Source organism: Bacillus sp. PK3-067, assembly GCF_056738645.1.
Genome location: NZ_CP096490.1, coordinates 1,734,418 through 1,752,501, shown reverse-complemented (window position 1 = coordinate 1,752,501; position 18,084 = coordinate 1,734,418). Strand labels below are relative to the sequence as shown.

The 18,084-nt window shown below is 34.2% G+C and carries 17 protein-coding genes; 4 read left to right on the top strand and 13 right to left on the bottom strand.

Annotated elements, in window-relative coordinates; genetic code table 11:
* The first annotated feature begins 81 nt into the window (after positions 1-81).
* Positions 82-312 (top strand): DUF896 domain-containing protein, encoded by a 231-nt coding sequence (locus tag M1D73_RS09115; RefSeq protein WP_000789783.1) that lies wholly within the window; start codon positions 82-84, stop codon positions 310-312.
* 47 nt (positions 313-359) lie between these two features.
* On the opposite strand, the gene M1D73_RS09110 is transcribed toward M1D73_RS09115, so the two are convergent.
* The 7 genes from M1D73_RS09110 to M1D73_RS09080 form a co-directional block, all read right to left on the bottom strand.
* On the bottom strand, positions 360-839 hold the full coding sequence (locus M1D73_RS09110) for a CcdC family protein (RefSeq protein WP_017656786.1): 480 nt from the start codon (positions 837-839) through the stop codon (positions 360-362).
* Between the two features lie 207 nt (positions 840-1,046).
* Positions 1,047-1,442: a cytidine deaminase gene (locus M1D73_RS09105; RefSeq protein ID WP_000358533.1), complete on the bottom strand. Its 396-nt coding sequence runs from the start codon at positions 1,440-1,442 to the stop codon at positions 1,047-1,049.
* A gap of 33 nt (positions 1,443-1,475) precedes the next feature.
* Entirely contained in the window at positions 1,476-2,777 is a 1,302-nt protein-coding gene (locus M1D73_RS09100; RefSeq protein ID WP_121868390.1) for a pyrimidine-nucleoside phosphorylase, read from the bottom strand.
* Between the two features lie 36 nt (positions 2,778-2,813).
* The gene (locus tag M1D73_RS09095; protein WP_000876188.1) at positions 2,814-3,995 is read right to left on the bottom strand and encodes a NupC/NupG family nucleoside CNT transporter; all 1,182 of its coding nucleotides are present in this window, start codon (positions 3,993-3,995) and stop codon (positions 2,814-2,816) included.
* A gap of 99 nt (positions 3,996-4,094) precedes the next feature.
* A complete protein-coding gene (gene deoC / locus M1D73_RS09090; RefSeq protein WP_001017436.1) occupies positions 4,095-4,766 on the bottom strand; it encodes a deoxyribose-phosphate aldolase in 672 nt (223 codons plus the stop codon).
* Between the two features lie 304 nt (positions 4,767-5,070).
* Positions 5,071-6,018, bottom strand: a complete 948-nt coding sequence (locus tag M1D73_RS09085; RefSeq protein ID WP_121868391.1) for a sugar-binding transcriptional regulator — start codon at positions 6,016-6,018, stop codon at positions 5,071-5,073.
* 366 nt (positions 6,019-6,384) lie between these two features.
* Complete coding sequence (locus M1D73_RS09080) at positions 6,385-6,975, bottom strand: TetR/AcrR family transcriptional regulator (protein ID WP_025687223.1); 591 nt, start codon at positions 6,973-6,975, stop codon at positions 6,385-6,387.
* A 693-nt stretch (positions 6,976-7,668) separates the two neighbouring features.
* Between M1D73_RS09080 and M1D73_RS09075 the strand changes: the two genes are divergently transcribed.
* Together M1D73_RS09075 and M1D73_RS09070 are read left to right on the top strand one after the other, a co-directional pair.
* Positions 7,669-8,319: a CPBP family glutamic-type intramembrane protease gene (locus M1D73_RS09075; RefSeq protein WP_000008141.1), complete on the top strand. Its 651-nt coding sequence runs from the start codon at positions 7,669-7,671 to the stop codon at positions 8,317-8,319.
* A 149-nt stretch (positions 8,320-8,468) separates the two neighbouring features.
* Positions 8,469-8,780: a heavy metal-binding domain-containing protein gene (locus M1D73_RS09070; RefSeq protein WP_000637505.1), complete on the top strand. Its 312-nt coding sequence runs from the start codon at positions 8,469-8,471 to the stop codon at positions 8,778-8,780.
* A gap of 284 nt (positions 8,781-9,064) precedes the next feature.
* Here M1D73_RS09070 and M1D73_RS09065 read toward each other — a convergent pair whose 3' ends face one another.
* From M1D73_RS09065 to M1D73_RS09050, 4 genes are all read right to left on the bottom strand, one after another.
* A complete protein-coding gene (locus M1D73_RS09065) occupies positions 9,065-9,688 on the bottom strand; it encodes a GNAT family N-acetyltransferase (RefSeq protein ID WP_121868393.1) in 624 nt (207 codons plus the stop codon).
* A 69-nt stretch (positions 9,689-9,757) separates the two neighbouring features.
* Entirely contained in the window at positions 9,758-10,342 is a 585-nt protein-coding gene (locus tag M1D73_RS09060) for a TetR/AcrR family transcriptional regulator (protein ID WP_000710981.1), read from the bottom strand.
* Positions 10,343-10,605: 263 nt separating this feature from the next.
* On the bottom strand, positions 10,606-11,976 hold the full coding sequence (locus M1D73_RS09055) for an alpha/beta hydrolase family protein (protein WP_001012296.1): 1,371 nt from the start codon (positions 11,974-11,976) through the stop codon (positions 10,606-10,608).
* Positions 11,977-12,122: 146 nt separating this feature from the next.
* A complete protein-coding gene (locus M1D73_RS09050; protein WP_100650745.1) occupies positions 12,123-13,352 on the bottom strand; it encodes an aminopeptidase in 1,230 nt (409 codons plus the stop codon).
* A gap of 1,197 nt (positions 13,353-14,549) precedes the next feature.
* Between M1D73_RS09050 and M1D73_RS09045 the strand changes: the two genes are divergently transcribed.
* A complete protein-coding gene (locus M1D73_RS09045) occupies positions 14,550-16,325 on the top strand; it encodes a M60 family metallopeptidase (protein WP_001081793.1) in 1,776 nt (591 codons plus the stop codon).
* A gap of 193 nt (positions 16,326-16,518) precedes the next feature.
* Here M1D73_RS09045 and M1D73_RS09040 read toward each other — a convergent pair whose 3' ends face one another.
* Together M1D73_RS09040 and nheC are read right to left on the bottom strand one after the other, a co-directional pair.
* On the bottom strand, positions 16,519-16,698 hold the full coding sequence (locus M1D73_RS09040) for a hypothetical protein (RefSeq protein ID WP_000060529.1): 180 nt from the start codon (positions 16,696-16,698) through the stop codon (positions 16,519-16,521).
* A 227-nt stretch (positions 16,699-16,925) separates the two neighbouring features.
* Entirely contained in the window at positions 16,926-18,005 is a 1,080-nt protein-coding gene (gene nheC / locus M1D73_RS09035; RefSeq protein ID WP_001171993.1) for a non-hemolytic enterotoxin NHE subunit C, read from the bottom strand.
* Positions 18,006-18,084 lie beyond the last annotated feature (79 nt).

Below are 18,084 nucleotides of genomic sequence, written 5' to 3'. Positions count from 1 at the left end.
GACATAATAAAAATTAAGCGTTAAAATAACTATATATTAGTAAGTAACTAATATAATTAAATCTAACTAGAGGTGAATCAAATGAAAAACATTTTATTCCGTATTAACGAATTGTCAAAAAAAGAAAAAGCAACTGGATTAACAGTTGATGAAAAACAAGAACAACAAATGTTGCGCCAAAACTATACACAAACATTTCGTGGAAGCTTAGATTCCATTTTATTAAACACAAAAATTGTTGATCAAAATGGTCTTAACGTTACACCAGCCGCATTACAAGATGCTCAAATACGTTTAAAATTAAGCAAATGAGTTCCGAGCTAAAGAATTCTAATAAAACATAAAAAGAGCTGGATTTCCTATATAGAAATTCCAGCTCTTTTTATTGTCTTTTTTAATTTAGTAAACGAGCGATACATCGCAATTCTCCACGACACAATCATCGCAAATGCAAGTAAGAAAAACATTCCGCTTAACTCTGCCAAATCAATTGATTGGCTTAAATATGACTTTAATGCCACGCGTACAGCTAATAAGCCTACTAAAATGAATATGAATGCTTTTGACGGTTTCATAAATATATGTTCGCCTTTTATTTCGAACTTAGTTGTTTTAATAAGAAAAATAGAGAAAATAATCCCTATACTAATTGCCTCGACTATTTCTAACGATGTTAATCGAAAATCTGGTAAAAAGTACATCATCGCGCCTGTACTCATAAAAATTGGTGGTAATATAATTTTCTTTTTCGTTATCGGCTTTTTCGCTGCTTTAAAACGTAGAAACATTACCCCAACAGCCATACAAACCGCTATGACACTTGATAAAAGTGCTATCATACTTTCCACTCCTATCTATTTAAATGACTTTTTTAGCAAAATCATAAACCAATAAGTAACTACATGCCGCATTATAGAATTTCTTCATTATATTCCTCCTGCTGTAAACTTTCCATATTCGCTGCAATCATTTTACGCAAAGTTTATGAACGGAATATGAACAAAAAAGCCATTCTGCAATTAATAATTGCAAAATGGCTTTTTAACTTATTTTAAATCGTCAATTGTGAAAGCACCTGGAAGTAATTGCTCAACAGTCACTTCTTTTTCATCACCTTTTACATTCGTTAGTAATACAGGCATTTTCGGATCACAGAATTCAGCAATTACTTGTCTACACGCACCACATGGTGAAATCGGTCCATCAGTTTCTCCTGTAATAACTAAGTAACTAAAATCGCGCTCCCCTTCTGATACCGCTTTAAATATTGCTGTTCTTTCTGCACAGTTACATAAACCATAAGAAGCATTTTCTATATTACAACCAGTATAGATTTTCCCTTCTTTCGTAACTAACGCTGCGCCAACAGGAAATTTAGAATACGGAATATACGCTTTCGATAACATCTTGTTTGCTTCTTCAATATATTTTTTCTTATCCATATTATTTCCCCCTCAAAGTAAATGAAATGATGATTAGTCAGTAATAACTGTATAAACTAATTTAGGAGCCACTGCTGTTTCAGCGATAGAGATGTTCTCATAAATTTTTGCTTTTACATCTTCTACATTTTCACGGTTTGCGTAGATTGTTACGAAAGGCTCGCCTTCTTTTACTGCATCGCCAACTTTTTTACGTAACATTAATCCTACTGCTAAATCGATTTCATCTTCCTTCGTTGCACGACCTGCACCAAGTAACATAGCTGCAATACCAATCTCATCTGCAACAATGTTAGAAATAACACCTGAAGTTTTTGCAGGTACATCAATTACATACTTTGCTTGTGGCATTTTTTCTGGATTGTCTACAATTGAACTATCTCCGCCTTGATTGCTTAAGAACTCTTTAAACTTCTCAGTTGCTTTTCCGTTCTTCATCACTTCAATTAGCATTTCACGAGCTTCTTCTAACGTATTTGCTTTTTTCGCAAGTACGACCATTTGACTTCCTAATACGAGTACTAATTCTGTTAAATCTTCTGGACCTTCACCTTTTAACGTATCAATTGCTTCTTTCACTTCTAGAGCATTACCAATCGCAAATCCAAGAGGTTGTGACATATCTGAAATAACTGCCATTGTTTGACGTCCTACGTTATTTCCGATACGTACCATTGCATGTGCTAATTCTTTTGCATCTTCTTCTGTTTTCATAAATGCACCAGCACCTGTTTTTACATCAAGTACGATTGCGTCAGCACCAGCTGCAATTTTTTTACTCATAATTGAACTTGCGATTAAAGGAATTGAGTTAACAGTTCCTGTTACGTCGCGTAATGCATAAATCTTTTTATCTGCAGGTGTTAAGTTTCCTGTTTGTCCAATAACAGCTACTTTGTCACGGTTTACAATATCAATGAATTGTTCTTTCGTAATTTCAACGTGGAATCCTTCTACCGCTTCTAATTTATCAATTGTTCCGCCTGTATGTCCTAAACCACGACCAGACATTTTTGCTACTGGTACATCTAAAGCAGCTACTAACGGTCCTAATACTAATGTTGTTGTATCACCAACACCGCCAGTTGAATGTTTGTCTACTTTAATTCCTTCAATTGCTGATAAGTCGATCGTTTCTCCAGACTCAACCATCGCCATCGTTAAATCTGCACGTTCGCGATCTGTCATATCTTTAAAGAAGATTGCCATTGCAAGCGCACTCACTTGATAATCAGGAATACTTCCGTCTGTATATCCATTAATAAAGAATTTGATTTCTTCAGTCGTTAATTCTTTGCCGTCACGTTTTTTTGCAATAATATCTACCATTCTCATTACAATCACCATTCCTTTTTATATTATATAAATCTATTAAAATAATAAGCCAACGATTGTTGCTGATAAGAAACTTACTAATGTTGCACCGAATAGTAATTTCAAACCAAATCTTGCGACTACATTCCCTTGCTTTTCATTTAAGCTCTTAACTGCCCCTGCAATAATCCCAATTGAAGAGAAGTTTGCAAATGAAACTAAGAATACAGAGATAATCGCTGTCGTTCTATCTGAGAAATTAAAGTTTCCTTGTGCTAAATCTGTCATAGCGACAAATTCATTTGATACTAATTTTGTTGCCATAATATTTCCGGCATTAACTGCTTCATGCCAAGGTACACCCATAATAAATGCAAATGGTGCAAATGCATAACCAAGAATTTCTTGGAATGAAATACCGATTACACCTTTAAATACTGCATTAATGAATGCGATAAGAGCAACGAAACCGACTAACATAGCTGCTACTGTAATCGCAACTTTAAATCCATCAATAATGTATTCCCCTAATACTTCAAAGAAGGTCTTCTTCTCTTCTTCTTGTACTTCTAACATATCTTCTTCCTCAGTAACTTCATATGGGTTAATGATAGAAGCAATGATGAAACCACCGAATAAGTTAAGCACTAAAGCGGTTACAACATATTGTGGTTTTAATAACACCATATATGATCCAACGATAGACATAGAAACTGTAGACATTGCTGATGCACATAATGTATACATTCTTTTCTCTGGCAATAACCCTAGTTGTTTCTTAACTGAAATAAATACTTCAGATTGTCCTAAAATCGCAGATGCAACAGCGTTATATGATTCTAGTTTCCCCATTCCATTTACTTTACTTAATGCTAGACCGATAGATTTCACAATAATAGGTAATACTTTAATATGTTGCAAAATACCTATTAAGGCTGATATAAATACGATTGGCATTAATACACTTAAAAAGAACGAAAACTCTTTTTGATTTACTAATCCACCAAATACGAAATTCACACCGTCAGCGGCATATTTTAATAGCTCTCCAAAACCATCTGCTATTCCGCTAATTAATATATTCCCTACACTTGTATTTAATAATAGAAACCCCAAAATGAATTGTAATATAACCATCGTTATGATTGGACGATATTTGACTTTCTTTCTATCATTACTAGCAAGCCAAGCGATACCTAAAATCAATACGAGGCCAAAAACACCGATTAAGTATTTCATAAGCCGTTTCCTCCCATTCGTATCCGCTTACATTTTTTTCAATTATTAAAGCAATAGATATACTTTAAACGTATATCTATTGCTTTAACCTTTTATCGATTAGTAATTATCTGTAGCACCTTTTGCATCATTTAATACGATTGCAACACTAGCACTTGCTCCAACGCGAGAAGCTCCAGCAGCTACCATTTTGTCTGCATCTTCACGTGTACGAACACCGCCAGATGCTTTTACACCAACGTTTGGTCCTACTGTTTTACGCATTAATGCGATATCTTCAGCAGTTGCTCCGCCAGTTGAGAATCCAGTTGAAGTTTTTACGAAATCAGCACCAGCTTTTACTGATAATTCACAAGCACGTACTTTCTCTTCATCTGTTAATAGGCAAGTTTCAATGATTACTTTTACAAGAGCTTTTCCTTTTGCTGCTTGTACTACTTCATAAATGTCTTTTTCAACAAATTCGTTATCGCCATCTTTTAAAGCGCCTACGTTGATTACCATATCAACTTCAGTTGCACCTTTTGCGATAGCATCTTTTGTTTCAAATGCTTTTGTTTCAGTAGTGCTTGCTCCTAATGGGAAACCGATTACAGTACAAACGTCTACATCATGTCCAGCTAGTTCATCAGCCGCTAATTTTACCCATGCTGGGTTAATACAAACAGAAGCGAATTTATATTCCTTTGCTTCTTCGATTACTTTCATAACATCTTCTTTAGTAGTATTAGCTTTTAAAATTGTATGGTCAATTAACTTTGCAATGTTCATTATCTTCACTCCTCATATCTTTTAACAACTTCATTCTAACTCTTAGTTGAACAAATGTAAATACACTTTTGAAATTTTGTTCATTCTTTTTTAAAAAGCATTTTCTTGTAGTAAATAAAGCGCATTCTAACAAAGAACAGTTCATATATAATCAAATTTTCTATGTTAACAATGGTAGTATGTATCTCCATATCCATAATTATTTTTAAAAAGGCAAATTGTGTTCAAAAAAGACTCCTATCATTCATACATAACAAAATAAAAGGAGTTCTCAATATGTTAATTTTGAGAACTCCTTTTATTTCTAACCTTTTTGATAATGTAACAGTTCTTTTGCTGTATGCTGATCGATAATTAATACATTTGCATACCCGCCACGTAACGCACCATCAATTGCTTTTATTTTTCTATTACCACCTGCAACTAAAATAGAGCGTTTCTTTAATTTCAGTTCCTCTAACTCAATTCCAATGGTACGCTTATTGATTTCTTCACTACTAATATTTCCGTCTCCATCAAAGAAACGTGAACAAATGTCACCGACCGATTGTTTTTTGAGTAAATTTGTTTCATCCTTATCGAAATAACCTAATCGGAATAATAACGCTTCGTCTCGCACTGTTCCTACAGTAAAAATTGCAATATTCGCTTGTTTTCCCATTTCGATAATGTGATGAATATGTCGATCCTGCTCCACTAATTCTTTTGTCACTGCATTATCAAATATAACTGGAAGAGGTAGATTTCTTGGCGTCGTTTGAAAAGCATCTGCAAATAAAGCTATCGTCTCATTCGCATATGTATTTACACTTGAATGACTAATACCACCTTTTAGCTGGACAACCTCTACCCCTTTTATATGTTGCGGTACGATTTTTCTAGCGATTTCATACATAGTCATGCCCCAGCTTACACCAACAATATCACCGTTTTTAACCGTCTTTTCCATATACTCAGCAGCATATTTACTTATATACTCTGTAATCGTTGCATATTCCGGTACTGGAGAAAATACAACATGTGCCTCTAACAAGTTGTACTTTTCTTTCAGTAAATTCCCAACGTTATCTAAATCCGCAAATGGATCGGCGATGCTAATTTGAACAAACCCTTTTTCTTTCGCGTACTTTAACAATCTAGAAATCGTCGGTCTTGAAATATTTAATTTGTTAGCAATTTCTTGCTGACTATAATCTGATTGATAATATAATCTTGCAACTTCAACGCTTAATTGTTGTTTATCTTTTTCCATAGTAACTCATTACAAATCCCTTCCTGTATTTCCCTTTCGTTACAAGCATTATACAGCTTTATGCAAAAAAATTCGACTACCGGATTTTATCTAACTAAACTTCTATTCCACTTATTATATACAATGAAACCTTATTGTGTAGATTTACAAACCCAATATAGAAACACTTAAAACATATAAATCGGTTTATATGTAATTCTTTATTGCTTTTTCTGTAGTAACGATAACAAAGCCGTTCAATAAGAAACATGAATATCGTCTAAAAAGCTATTCAAATACCCCTCATAAACAAAAGATACTGTTCATAAGGGGTATTTATTCAATTTAAGTTTATAAAAATCGGATGGAAACACTGCAAGTTCTCACTTATTTAGAATAAGTGAAAAGATGATGTTTTATTTGTTCAATAAAATAATGATGGTGTATATTATCGTTAGATACGCGACTTGCCATAATAGCTCCCTCCATTGAAGATGCAAGAAAAGAAGCGAGCGATATAATATCTATATCTTCTTTAAGTTCTTGTTTCTCTATTCCTTCTTTTATGAGAGAAGCCATTAACATTACTGTATCATCATAACCTTTTGCTGCTGCTTTTTGTAATTCTGGAAATACTCCAGTACTTTCAATTGCGCTATTAAGTAATGGACAGCCTCCAGCAATAGGAGGATTATTAGCTGCATCTTGATATACAAGGAAAATTGCAAGGATTTTATCAATTGCTGTCTTTTTATTTTCCATTGCTTTATGAAAATGACTCCACATAATCTCACCACTTTTGTCATAGGCAGCAAGGACAATTTCTTCTTTACTTTTGAATCTACGATAAATAGATCCTTTAGGTAGTTCAGTAGCTGTCATTATATCCTGTATGGATGTGCGAGTTATCCCATTAGTATTAAATAAATATAAAGATGTTTCAATAATTTTTTCTTTAATCTTATCAACTTTAGTCATACTTTGTAATCCTCCTAATAAAAACGAGCTTAATATTCCAGGTGATATTTACCATCTATTTTCTTGAATTTTTTTGTAAGTATAAATAAGTTTGGAACAAAAATATATTATCCATCCCTATATTATGTGAACCTCAAACAATACAGTTTGAAAAGAGGTAATCAAATTGTATTATCTATATCATTCAAATAAATTTTCTGTCAAAATTAACATGTCCAATTATTTAATTCAGTCCTGTTATACAACTAATTTCACCTACAATTGTAGAAGGTGTAAAAATATATAGTTAATTTTAACGTATAGACTATGATTATTATATATAATTTTTATTAATATGTTTAGCTAAAGTGTTTGAACTACTCCCACTTTCACTTCGTATATTAGGATATCTCCCGCAGTCCTTGCAGTTAAAAGCCTTATCACTTCATTCTATAAAAAGCTAATTGTCAAAAATTAATGAGTACTGAAATTTGCTTGTAAATAAGCAACTGAGATATAAATATATTTGTTATTTACCATTTTTATTTTATTAATAATTTATAAAAGGGGTTTAAAAAACTAGAAACTTATAGTATCATTAGTTTCCGAACCGAACGGTCCGGTTCGGTATTAAATAAATATATTTTAGAAGGAGAACCTAATGCAACAAGAAAAATCAAAGATTCTAAGTAATTTCATTATGGAGGTAATAAAGTGAGCTTTATAAAAATGAATACAAAAGAACTTGTTATGCTAATAGTTTATATACTGTTTGCACTACTTCAAATTGGCTTGTTCATATTATTTGGCATCTCCCTTTTAACTAACAGCAACTTAGTTGAATCAGAATTTGCTCTTAGTGCCATCGGTTTGACTGTACCTGCTATTGTAGGAATCATTTTCTTTAGGAAAGAAATTATTGAAAGTTTTACTTATTTTAAAGAGAAAACAATTTTGAAAATAGTAAGCATTCCTATGGTAGTTTTACTTATGATAATTGTGGAAAATTCTATTATGCATTTTCTAAATACAGGTCAGCCAGAGAACCAAGAACAGATCCTTACAAATGGCGCAGAGATGCCTATTATATTCACATTACTTCTATTTGGGATTATAGGACCAATAATTGAAGAAATTATATTTCGTCATATATTAGTAAATCGTTTTTCGGAATATGTTGGTACTGCTATTGCATCCATCGTTTCGATTATAATTTTTGCAGGTCTTCATTCAAATCAACTTTCGGATCTTGCTATATATTTACCTGGCACAGTGATGCTTACTGCGGCTTATCTTATTTCTAATAGATCCCTTGCATATGTTATAGCGATACATATGTTAAACAATTTTATTCCTTTTATTTAATTGCATATGTCATAACAAGACATATGTAATTGAAGGTTTTGATGCAAAAATACTCTATGTTTCTATCGAGTATTTTTGGCACCAGAACCACTTTTTCTAAGGCATAAGAAATCTTATCAAAACTACAACTTATTAGAAGAGTGTCAGTCATGATTGTAACAACAACTTCTGGAATTCAAGGTAAAGAAATTATTGAGTATATTGATATTGTAAATGGTGAAGCTATTATGGGTGCAAACATTGTCCGCGATTTATTCGCTTCAGTTCGTGATGTTGTCGGTGGCCGTGCTGGTGCTTATGAAAGTAAGCTAAAAGACGCTCGTGATATTGCAATGGACGAAATGAAAGAACTTGCAAAACAAAAAGGTGCGAACGCTATCGTCGGCATTGACGTAGATTACGAAGTTGTACGTGATGGAATGTTAATGGTTGCTGTCAGTGGTACAGCTGTACGTATATAAGTAAATAAAAAAACGGTTCCTCCCTTGGAATTTATACTTTGAGGAGGGGCCTGGTTCTGTTGCAGATTTTAAAGAATAAAAAGAGATGTTGATAAAGCATTATACGTCGAAAAAACACAGTTTGAGTGTAAACTGTGTTTTTTTATATAGAAGCCTCATCCCATCACTATCAAGCTAAAATTTTGTGTTAACTTATAAAAAATGTACATTTTTTACTTTGGGGTAATTTTGAATCCTTAAGCTTATGGGCATGTGCTGGTACCCTCTAATACTGTACAAATTTTTTATAAATGGTTGTAAGGTTCTACGTTTTTGACCATTCTGTACAACGATAACTTTGGTTTATTGATTTCACCTGTAATCTGGTAGCCTATCCTCTGATACAATTTAATGGCAAGTTGGTTCTCTTTCTTTACCGTTAGAGAGCATTTGGCAAAGCCTTGCAGCGAAGCTTGTTCCTCAGCAAACTCAATTAATCTGGTACCTATCCCTAGTCCTTGACTTTCGGGCAGTAAGGCAATTGTTCCGATGTGAAACTCGTCATCTTCTCCCTCCCTCAAGGTAAACATGGAATAAAGCATTTTGATATTCAGAATGTTATAAACAACAAAACCCAGCTTTCGGAACGAAAGCAACTGTTTAAAAGTGGGCCAGGCAAGACGATTTAAAACGGGTATGGGATAGCAAGTAATCATCCCTAAAGTTTTCCCGTCCATTTGAGCTTCATAGGCGTATTGATGACTAAAACGGTTGTTCTCCTGCCGCCATAGCTTACAAAATGTCCAATCGACTGTGTTCTTCTCCTCAGATCCTGCAAGTGGAAACGCCATGTATTCCAATGCCATTACATTTAGCTGGGCGCCGACCATGGATTGATGAACAGCCTTTACAATAGAGATTTTATTCATTATCCTATTGCTCCTTTTCACTTTCTATATTATTAATATTAATTATCATGGATTTGAATTTGAATCAGTTCACTTCCCTCTCAATTCATCCTTAGCTTTGAAACCATAATAAAATGTATTTAAAACAAGCTCTGCAGCAGATTTTTTAGCCACATTTCCTTCATGTACCTGTTCCCAGGTATGGAAAAGCAGAGCATAAAGCGTATTCAAAATCCATTCACTGCTAACTGTTTGCTGAAAGTAACCTCTTTGTTGTAGCAATTCAATAACGCGTCTTAAGGGTTCCCTCAGCTTCTCTTCTGCTTCACCTAATTCTTTGTTGTTAAATACAGATGCATCATGACCTAGAAAATAGATTTTGTCACCTAAAGGGATTAACGCTTCAATGAGTTCCGGGATATAGTTTTCGCTTCTTTCCTCATCCAGTGGAATCTGGTTTACAGTATCACTTACCAGTTGTATAGCCCGATGGCCCAAGAACAGCATCAATTTCTCCCTGCTTTCGACGTAGCGATGGAGTGTAGCAATTCCAATTCCCGCATATTCCGCAATTTCATTCATCGAAGCAGTAGGATTTTCAACAAGCAATATAGTAGCTGAATCAAGAATTGCATTAAATCTCGCTTCCTTCAACGCTGACAAGTCTTTCTTCATCGTCAATCTCTCCCTTTTTCTGTATAAAGTCGTCATTTTTGATAGATAAATATATCATTTGATATTATAATAAACAATCTCAAATAAAGTGTCCAGCTGCTGAATGTAGCTTTTCAAAAAGAATTATATTCCTGAAACTGATAGTACTTTGAATGTTTCATTTTTAGTATTTCATTATTTAGATAACGATGAAGAAATTAAATTCTTTAATGTAATAAATACAAGAGCCAAAGGAAATGGTACGAGTTACTTTCTGCATAAAGTTATCGGTTTATTTTAAAATTCACTTCCGGGTATTTGGTTATCAGCCTTTTAAGGGTTGAGCCGTCATCCTTCTGTTTTACATACTGGTCAAAAAATGCCAGGCTGAATTCGTTAATAATACGATGAACTTCCTTTGGATTTTCACCTGGGCTCTGCAACAGAGGTGAGAACAAATGTAAATCGGTAAAGCTTGTATGATCCGTATGAGGAATGACCATCGACATACCACCGCCAGCTAACCCGCGTCCGTATCGCTCCCTCACTTCAAAGGGATCTGCTTCATCAGGCTCTTCTGCATTCATGAGCAGAAATGGTTTTCCAATGCCACTTTCAGGCAAGATTTCACCATACAATGTACCATCCATATTGATAGCTGCTTTGACACGAGAATCTTTTGCAAGTATTTGTGCTGCGGTAGCTCCACCGTAAGAGTGGCCAAACATTCCAATTCGCGAGGTATCCAGTCTTCCTGTAAAGAAACCGGTCTCATCGTTTTCGTTAAGTTTCTCTATCTGATTAAGGACAAAGCTGACATCTTCCTCCCATAATTTTATGTGACTATCTCCTTCATCAGTTAAATTGATGGGCTGTACGTAAGCAGTTCGACCACCTGGAAAGACGGTAGCTGCAGCATCAAAGGTATGATCGATACTTAGAACAATATATCCTTGACTAGCCAACTCCTCAACTTGAAACGTGTTTTGATTACGAAAACCATTAAAACCATGAGAGAAGAGTAATATGGGATAGTGATTCTCTGAGTCTGAGAGTTGTAAATCCATAAACGAATGAGACTTTACCAATTCCATGTGGCTGAATGCAAATGCAGGAATAGACAATGTTTTTTCCAATCCCTTGGAGAGCTCATTTATGTTACGAATATAAGGTTCTGGATCCCCCTTGCTTTTTTCAGCTGCAGGATACCAAATTTGCACCATCAGTTCGCGCCGATCGTTTGGATTTTTTGAATATGGTTCATTTCTCTGATGATCAACCCAATGATATAGCTTCGTACCGACCCTATGTGGACCAGTTGGTTCTTCAAATGAAAATACTGGCATAAGTAAGGGTAGCGCAACTGCTACAGACAAATAGATACATAGTAACGAAGTCTTAACTATGAATATACCCGAACTTCTAAAGCCCTTTTTCCGCCCAGCTAATAAATAGCATAAAATTAAGATAACTGGGGATACATATGCCGGAATCATCTGCCACCTAAAACCTTCTGCCAATAACTGAACTGTAACCATTACAACGGCAATCAAAGTAGCTAATTTAGACCACTTTTTCGTTTCTCTGCCTATTAACAGTATCCAACTCAATAGACTAAAATTCACTACTATCAAAACAACTTCCCAGAAATTCATTGGCCTATCTCCTTTGCATGCATTTTATTTCTAATTAAAGAGGTAGTTTTCAGCCTAAGCAAAAGCAGATGAAACACCTATATAGTTGCACTAATTATGCTTAGTAACCGTTTCATCCACTCTACTCCTTTATTCAAATTAAAAACTTAAAATGCCCAGCTACCTTTACGGAAAATTGGTTCTACAGTTCCATCTGGTAGAATACCGTCGATGTCCATCTCACTGCTGCCAATCATAAAGTCCTCATGTGTTACTGAAATATTTGCCCCTAACGTTTCAAGTTGATCGTTTTCTAAATCTCTTCCACCCTCTAAGCAAGTTGGATAAGCTTTACCAATCGCTAAATGGTTCGATGCATTTTCATCAAACAATGTATTAAAATATAAAATTCCCGATGCTGAAATTGGTGATTCATGTGGTACAAGTGCTACTTCACCTAAATAGCAAGAGCCTTCATCCACATTAATAAGCTCTTGTAATAAATCGTGTCCTACCTGTGCTCCAGCTTTAACAATTTTTCCTTCTTCAAATGTCAGTTTAAAGCCATCGATAATATTCCCTTGATAAACTAATGGTTTTGTATTGCTTACATAGCCATTTACACCTTGTTTCATCGGTAACGTATAAACCTCTTCTGTCGGCATATTAGCCATAAAGATAGTATCATCAGGAGTTTTACCACCTCCAGTAACCCATTTATGCTGTGGTGCTAATGCAATTGTTAAATCAGTACCTGGCGCTGTATAGTGAAGCTTCATATATTTTTTATCGTTCAGTAGGACCGCACGAGATTCTAAATTTGTTACATGTTCACGCCATTTTTCAATAGCACTGCCGTCACCAATACGAACAGCTTTAAAAATAGCCTCCCATAATGCTGGTACTTGATCCTCAGTTGCTAAACCTGGGAACACCTTCGATGCCCACTTTGGTGAAGGAACTGCTACCATCGACCAAGCTATTGAATCCTTCATTACGGCGTTGCGATTGTTTCTCAGAGCAGCTCCTGCTACCTTTTGATAGGTAGCTAGACGATCAGATGAAATACCTGTAAATTTATCAGGATCTGTAGCATCTATCATTAATAGTGCTCCTTTACGTTCGATCAGCTCATCATTCATTTTGACTATCCACTCTGGGAAGCGATTAAATTCTTCATCTGAGGCATAATCAAAGTAAGCACGTTCCATTTCTTCATCCGAAAAATTAACATGAACACGCCCTGCCCCAGCCTTATAAGCCTCTTTCACAACTATACGAGCGAAATCCAATGCATCCACTGATGTATTGACTAATAAGTATTGCCCTGGTTGAATATTGACACCGATTTTCACCGTAAGTTCTGCATATGCTTGTAATTTTTCTTCAAAAGTCATATTATTTACCTCGCTTTTATTAAATTGGTTTTGAATTCCCCTCACTAACTTACTTTCTGAACAGGTTTTCTCAGAATTTTAATTCCCTATTTTTCACATTTTTTATCAGGACATGATAACAACTAATGGATTTTTTCTACTACTCATATATTAAATTTCTAAACTTTGATTCAATTAATATTGATTTGTTTTTCAAATAATCTAATCGAAGGGTATCAAACACTACATAAAGTTATAGATTTCTTTATTGTGAAAGCTCACTCATTTCTTCTCAATCTTTTCAATGCTGCTGCACCTAAAGGCTTACCATCAATGGGGCGTTTAACATTCTCAATCACTCCTTTATCTTTACAAAAGCATTTTTGATAGATAAACATATCATTTGATATAAGATTAAATCATTTTAAATGAATTATCAAGCCATAAAATTTAATTTTTAAAAAATTGGGTAAAAAACCATATAAAAATAGATTCTATCAAAGGGAGCGATAACGGAAAAATTTTTACGCACACATGGATACGAAATTACTACTCAAAAAAACCCCCTTACATTTATCTGCAAGGGGGTTTTCTTTTTATTCATTTTGCAAATAAACAAACGTGTTTCCACTTTACCTATTTTTTCATGTTTACATTATCCTATCTAGATGAAGCTATCTCCTAGAGGTAACGCCACATGCCCATCAAGTTAAGAGTTAAATTGCCCCCATAGAAAGGAAAACTGAATCGGATTGTATGAATAATTATGAAGAGATAGAATTTTCGTTTTGGAGATATTTCAAAAGTTTAGCTTGATGGGTATGTGAATCTCCTCTCTATAACAAATATTTTTTAGTAAATGTTAAAAATTTTACGAGAATGTAATTTTTTAACATTTTAATTTTTCTCAATTGTATAACTTTATTTTTGAACTATACTTAATTCGTAATCCCAAAATTAGGAAAGGAGCTTTGAGATAGGACATTTATCTTAATTGTTTACTTAGAGGAGTGATTTAAGAAATCAATGAAGGTAATGTGTTTCTAAATTAATCAGGAAGGGAACTTGAAGTGTTACTATGCTTTTTTTTACTCATCTAAAAATATCATCAACATTTTTTTATAAGTGTGAATTTAAAAAATCCACTTTCGGCATTAGTGAAAAAACTGATATTTCGTATGTAAGTAATAATGAATTTTAACGAAGGGACTGATCTATATGAACAGAAGAAAGAATTGTAGATTACAAAAAACTATAAAGGTGTTTGCAACATCTGCTATTTTAGCAACCACGTTATTTACACCTATTATGTCAAACAATTTAGATGTACATGCTGAAACTGCACAAACTGCAACTCAATTTGAACAAAGAGAGTTTGACCTTCCAGGTACAGGAAGTTTTTGGGATGAAGCAAAAAGAGAAAAAAGAAGTGAGCAAAAAAATTATATGCCAACAGGCATATATGTGAAACCTAATGAACAGGTTACAATTACAGTATCAGGAACGCAAAAGATTAGAGCCATTATTGGGACACATCAATATGATAAAGAATGGGGAAAAGAAATTGATCTTTCACCTGGCTCTAATACCATCTCTTCACCAAACGGCGGCGTATTAGGGTTAGATAATTTTCAAAGCACAGGAACAGTTAAGGTGCAAGTAACGCAAGGCGGTAGCCCTATTCCTTTCTTTGTATTAGGGAAACACACAAAAGCAGACTGGATTGCCATGATGAACAACTATCCAAATGCACATGCAGTACAATTGAAATCAGAACGAGCGGTGCTAACTGTAACTCGTGATAGTGCCAATAAATATATTGTAAATCAAGATCCTGTGCCCCTATTAAATAAATATGATGAAATGATTCGAGCGCAAGACAAGTTAGCAGGGCTATCTGAAACAGATCCTAATCCTTTACATCGTTCAACTCGTCGTATTTGGGCCTTTGTAGAAAATCCTAACGCACAAAGTTGGGGCATGTATGCAAGTTGGGATGGAGCCGTCTTTACGACTGCTGGTGAAGCTATCAAAAGTACTTTAAATGTCAATGAGTTTGGGTGGGGACAAATGCATGAAGCGGGACATGCACGACAACAATATCCATGGACGTGGAATGATTTAAGAGGTATGGGTGAAGTAACTAATAATCTATATTCTTTAGCTGCATTCAAGAAAATATACCCAAATATACCAACACGTTTAGATACAGAGGGAGATTATAATAGAGCTTTTGCGTATTTAAAACAAACAAATAAGGAATATAAAAATATTGACGACCTGTTTGTAAAACTTGTTATGCTTTGGCAACTTCATTTGGCATATGGGGATGATTTTTATCCAAATCTCCACAAATTATATCGTGAGATACCAGAGGATCAACTTCCCAAAACAGACGAGGATAAAATACAGGCATTTATTTACAATACATCGAAAATAGCAAAACAAAATGTACTGCCATTCTTTGATAAATGGGGATTGAAAGCAACACAAGAAACGAGACAAAAAGTAGAAGCTTTAAACAATCCAACATTAATTGCACCTATATGGGAAGCGACGGATGCTAAACCTGTTAAACCACTTGCTGTATTGTCAAAAAAAATAATGAAGGCAAGTGCAAATAGTGAGGAATCAACGGGCTCAGCTAGTAAGGCGATAGATGGAAAAACAGATACATTTTGGCATAGTACTTGGACACCAAATCAATATCCTTACAATTTGACACTAGAACTTGGTGATACACGTACCATTTCACAATTGGCATATCTTCCAAGGCAAGATTGGTCAGAAAATGGCCGTATTTTAACTTACAATATTTATACGAGTGTAGATGGCATTACGTATGACAAAATATCATCAGGAACATGGGAAAATAATAGTGATAAGAAAACGGCAACATTTACCCCAGTTACTGCAAAGTATGTAAAAGTGGAAGTAACGAAAGGACAGAATGGATTTGCTTCAGCAGCTGAAGTAGATATTTTAGGGTATTAATTATTTTCACTTGTAAATGAGTATATGATCACAGGGTGGATTTTGAAATATTTTGAGGATCTGCCCTGTGATATTTTTTGCGTATTTCATGTTCTGTTTTCACTTTATAATTTCTGATAGGAAATTAAGTGAATAAGTTTCAGTTAATACTAATAAAGTAAAAGTCTATAATGATTCTTCAAAAATTTCTTCCTCAAAAAATCTTTTTTGTTTCAACATTTTTCTGACTACTTAGTTTTTCAAACACTGCTTCTGCTTCTTGACCATAATCTCTAAATGTACCTCCAGCAACAGAATCAATTTCTAAATATTTTTCCTTTGAAATCAGATTAGGAGTTAAGGAACCCTTATTCTCATCTCCTACTAAAGACATGTACATAAATATAAATAGAAATATAACTAATAATCCTAATGTTATTTTCCCTATTTATTGTCTCCTGTTCTAAAAAAACAGTTTCTGTCTATCATACCAACAATAGGGAATGTCCTTTTAGAATTTATAAAAAATATAAAAATACATGACAAACTTATATATAATTGCAAGTTCAACCCTTACAAAAAAACAAGATAAAAAAATAAACAGCAGAACTAGTCCACTGTTTACTTCGCCACGCCTTCATGTAATTTTTCTGTATAATCTTTTACATCTTTCCAGCTATCTTTCGCTGTATGTAAATCTTCTTTTATAAACGTAAACTCTTCCGGACTAATTCCTTTTACGTTTTGTAGTAAATTATTATATTTTGCACCTACTGTATACCATTGATTTGATATGTTTTGTAGTGCTGTAATTGCTGCATCAATTGTTTCTGTCATGTTTGTTGTTTTATTTTTTACATCAGTCAAAATTAAGACTTCTGCTTGTGCTCCTGAAATTCTATCTTTTAAATTGGCGATTTCTCTTTCTGCATTTGCGATATCTTTTTTCGCAACCGCAATCATCGGCCCGCCAGCAAGACATGTTATTAGAGCTACGCAAAGTACGCCACCAGCAATGACCATATCATTACTCTTTTTAATCGAATCGTTATATGTATTTATTTGTTGCTCTAGAGCTGGAATACCAGCATTCGTACTTGCCAATATCGATGTTAACTGATTTGTATCCTCTTTGAAACTATTTGTATCTTTCGTCATTCTATCGCGAAAAGCTTTCAAATTTCCTAATAATCCATCTACCTCATTTTGATTCTTTACAATATCCGCATACAACTTTTCTAAATCCGCTTTTAATTTTCCGCTATCCTTTTGATCAATCGCTATTAACATGTCATTATAATACGATTGAAAAGTATTATTGTAATTTATAATATTTTGATCTGTTTTCATAATTTGAGGCTTCATATTATTTAACCAATATGCTGCATTAATTTTTGCATCTCTTTGATGCTGAATCATATTTCCTTTAAATTCACTATTAATCGAACTTATTTTACTTAAATCCGTCTCTTGTTGATTTTGAATTAATTTTGCATATGAATCCATTGCAAATATGCTTGATGTCGTTTGTGCCATTACATCTTGGAATCCTGCTGGTCCAAGAGAATAGTTTTTCACATTTTCTTGTAGCACCGTTACATTTTGTTCTGCTGCAAAAGGATGTAAAGGAAATGCGTTACTCGTTGCCACCCCAGCAATCATTACCGCTAAAAGACATTTTTTATAAAATCGTTTCTGCATATTTTTCACCTATTCTTTTTATAAGGATATCAAAAGCTCCTGCTCACAACTGAACAGGAGCTTCAAATCATTCATCAAC

Excerpts from the sequence above, each read along its gene's own strand:
- M1D73_RS09095 (WP_000876188.1), bottom strand. The coding sequence starts at position 3,995 with ATGAAATACTTAATCGGTGTTTTTGGCCTCGTATTGATTTTAGGTATC.
- M1D73_RS09110 (WP_017656786.1), bottom strand. The coding sequence starts at position 839 with ATGATAGCACTTTTATCAAGTGTCATAGCGGTTTGTATGGCTGTTGGG.
- M1D73_RS09060 (WP_000710981.1), bottom strand. The coding sequence starts at position 10,342 with ATGAAGAAAGACTTGTCAGCGTTGAAGGAAGCGAGATTTAATGCAATT.
- M1D73_RS09045 (WP_001081793.1), top strand. The coding sequence starts at position 14,550 with ATGAACAGAAGAAAGAATTGTAGATTACAAAAAACTATAAAGGTGTTT.
- M1D73_RS09055 (WP_001012296.1), bottom strand. The coding sequence starts at position 11,976 with ATGAATTTCTGGGAAGTTGTTTTGATAGTAGTGAATTTTAGTCTATTG.
- M1D73_RS09105 (WP_000358533.1), bottom strand. The coding sequence starts at position 1,442 with ATGGATAAGAAAAAATATATTGAAGAAGCAAACAAGATGTTATCGAAA.
- M1D73_RS09065 (WP_121868393.1), bottom strand. The coding sequence starts at position 9,688 with ATGAATAAAATCTCTATTGTAAAGGCTGTTCATCAATCCATGGTCGGC.
- M1D73_RS09050 (WP_100650745.1), bottom strand. The coding sequence starts at position 13,352 with ATGACTTTTGAAGAAAAATTACAAGCATATGCAGAACTTACGGTGAAA.
- M1D73_RS09100 (WP_121868390.1), bottom strand. The coding sequence starts at position 2,777 with ATGAGAATGGTAGATATTATTGCAAAAAAACGTGACGGCAAAGAATTA.
- M1D73_RS09085 (WP_121868391.1), bottom strand. The coding sequence starts at position 6,018 with ATGGAAAAAGATAAACAACAATTAAGCGTTGAAGTTGCAAGATTATAT.
- M1D73_RS09040 (WP_000060529.1), bottom strand. The coding sequence starts at position 16,698 with ATGTCTTTAGTAGGAGATGAGAATAAGGGTTCCTTAACTCCTAATCTG.
- deoC (WP_001017436.1), bottom strand. The coding sequence starts at position 4,766 with ATGAACATTGCAAAGTTAATTGACCATACAATTTTAAAAGCTAATACT.
- M1D73_RS09070 (WP_000637505.1), top strand. The coding sequence starts at position 8,469 with ATGATTGTAACAACAACTTCTGGAATTCAAGGTAAAGAAATTATTGAG.
- nheC (WP_001171993.1), bottom strand. The coding sequence starts at position 18,005 with ATGCAGAAACGATTTTATAAAAAATGTCTTTTAGCGGTAATGATTGCT.
- M1D73_RS09115 (WP_000789783.1), top strand. The coding sequence starts at position 82 with ATGAAAAACATTTTATTCCGTATTAACGAATTGTCAAAAAAAGAAAAA.
- M1D73_RS09080 (WP_025687223.1), bottom strand. The coding sequence starts at position 6,975 with ATGACTAAAGTTGATAAGATTAAAGAAAAAATTATTGAAACATCTTTA.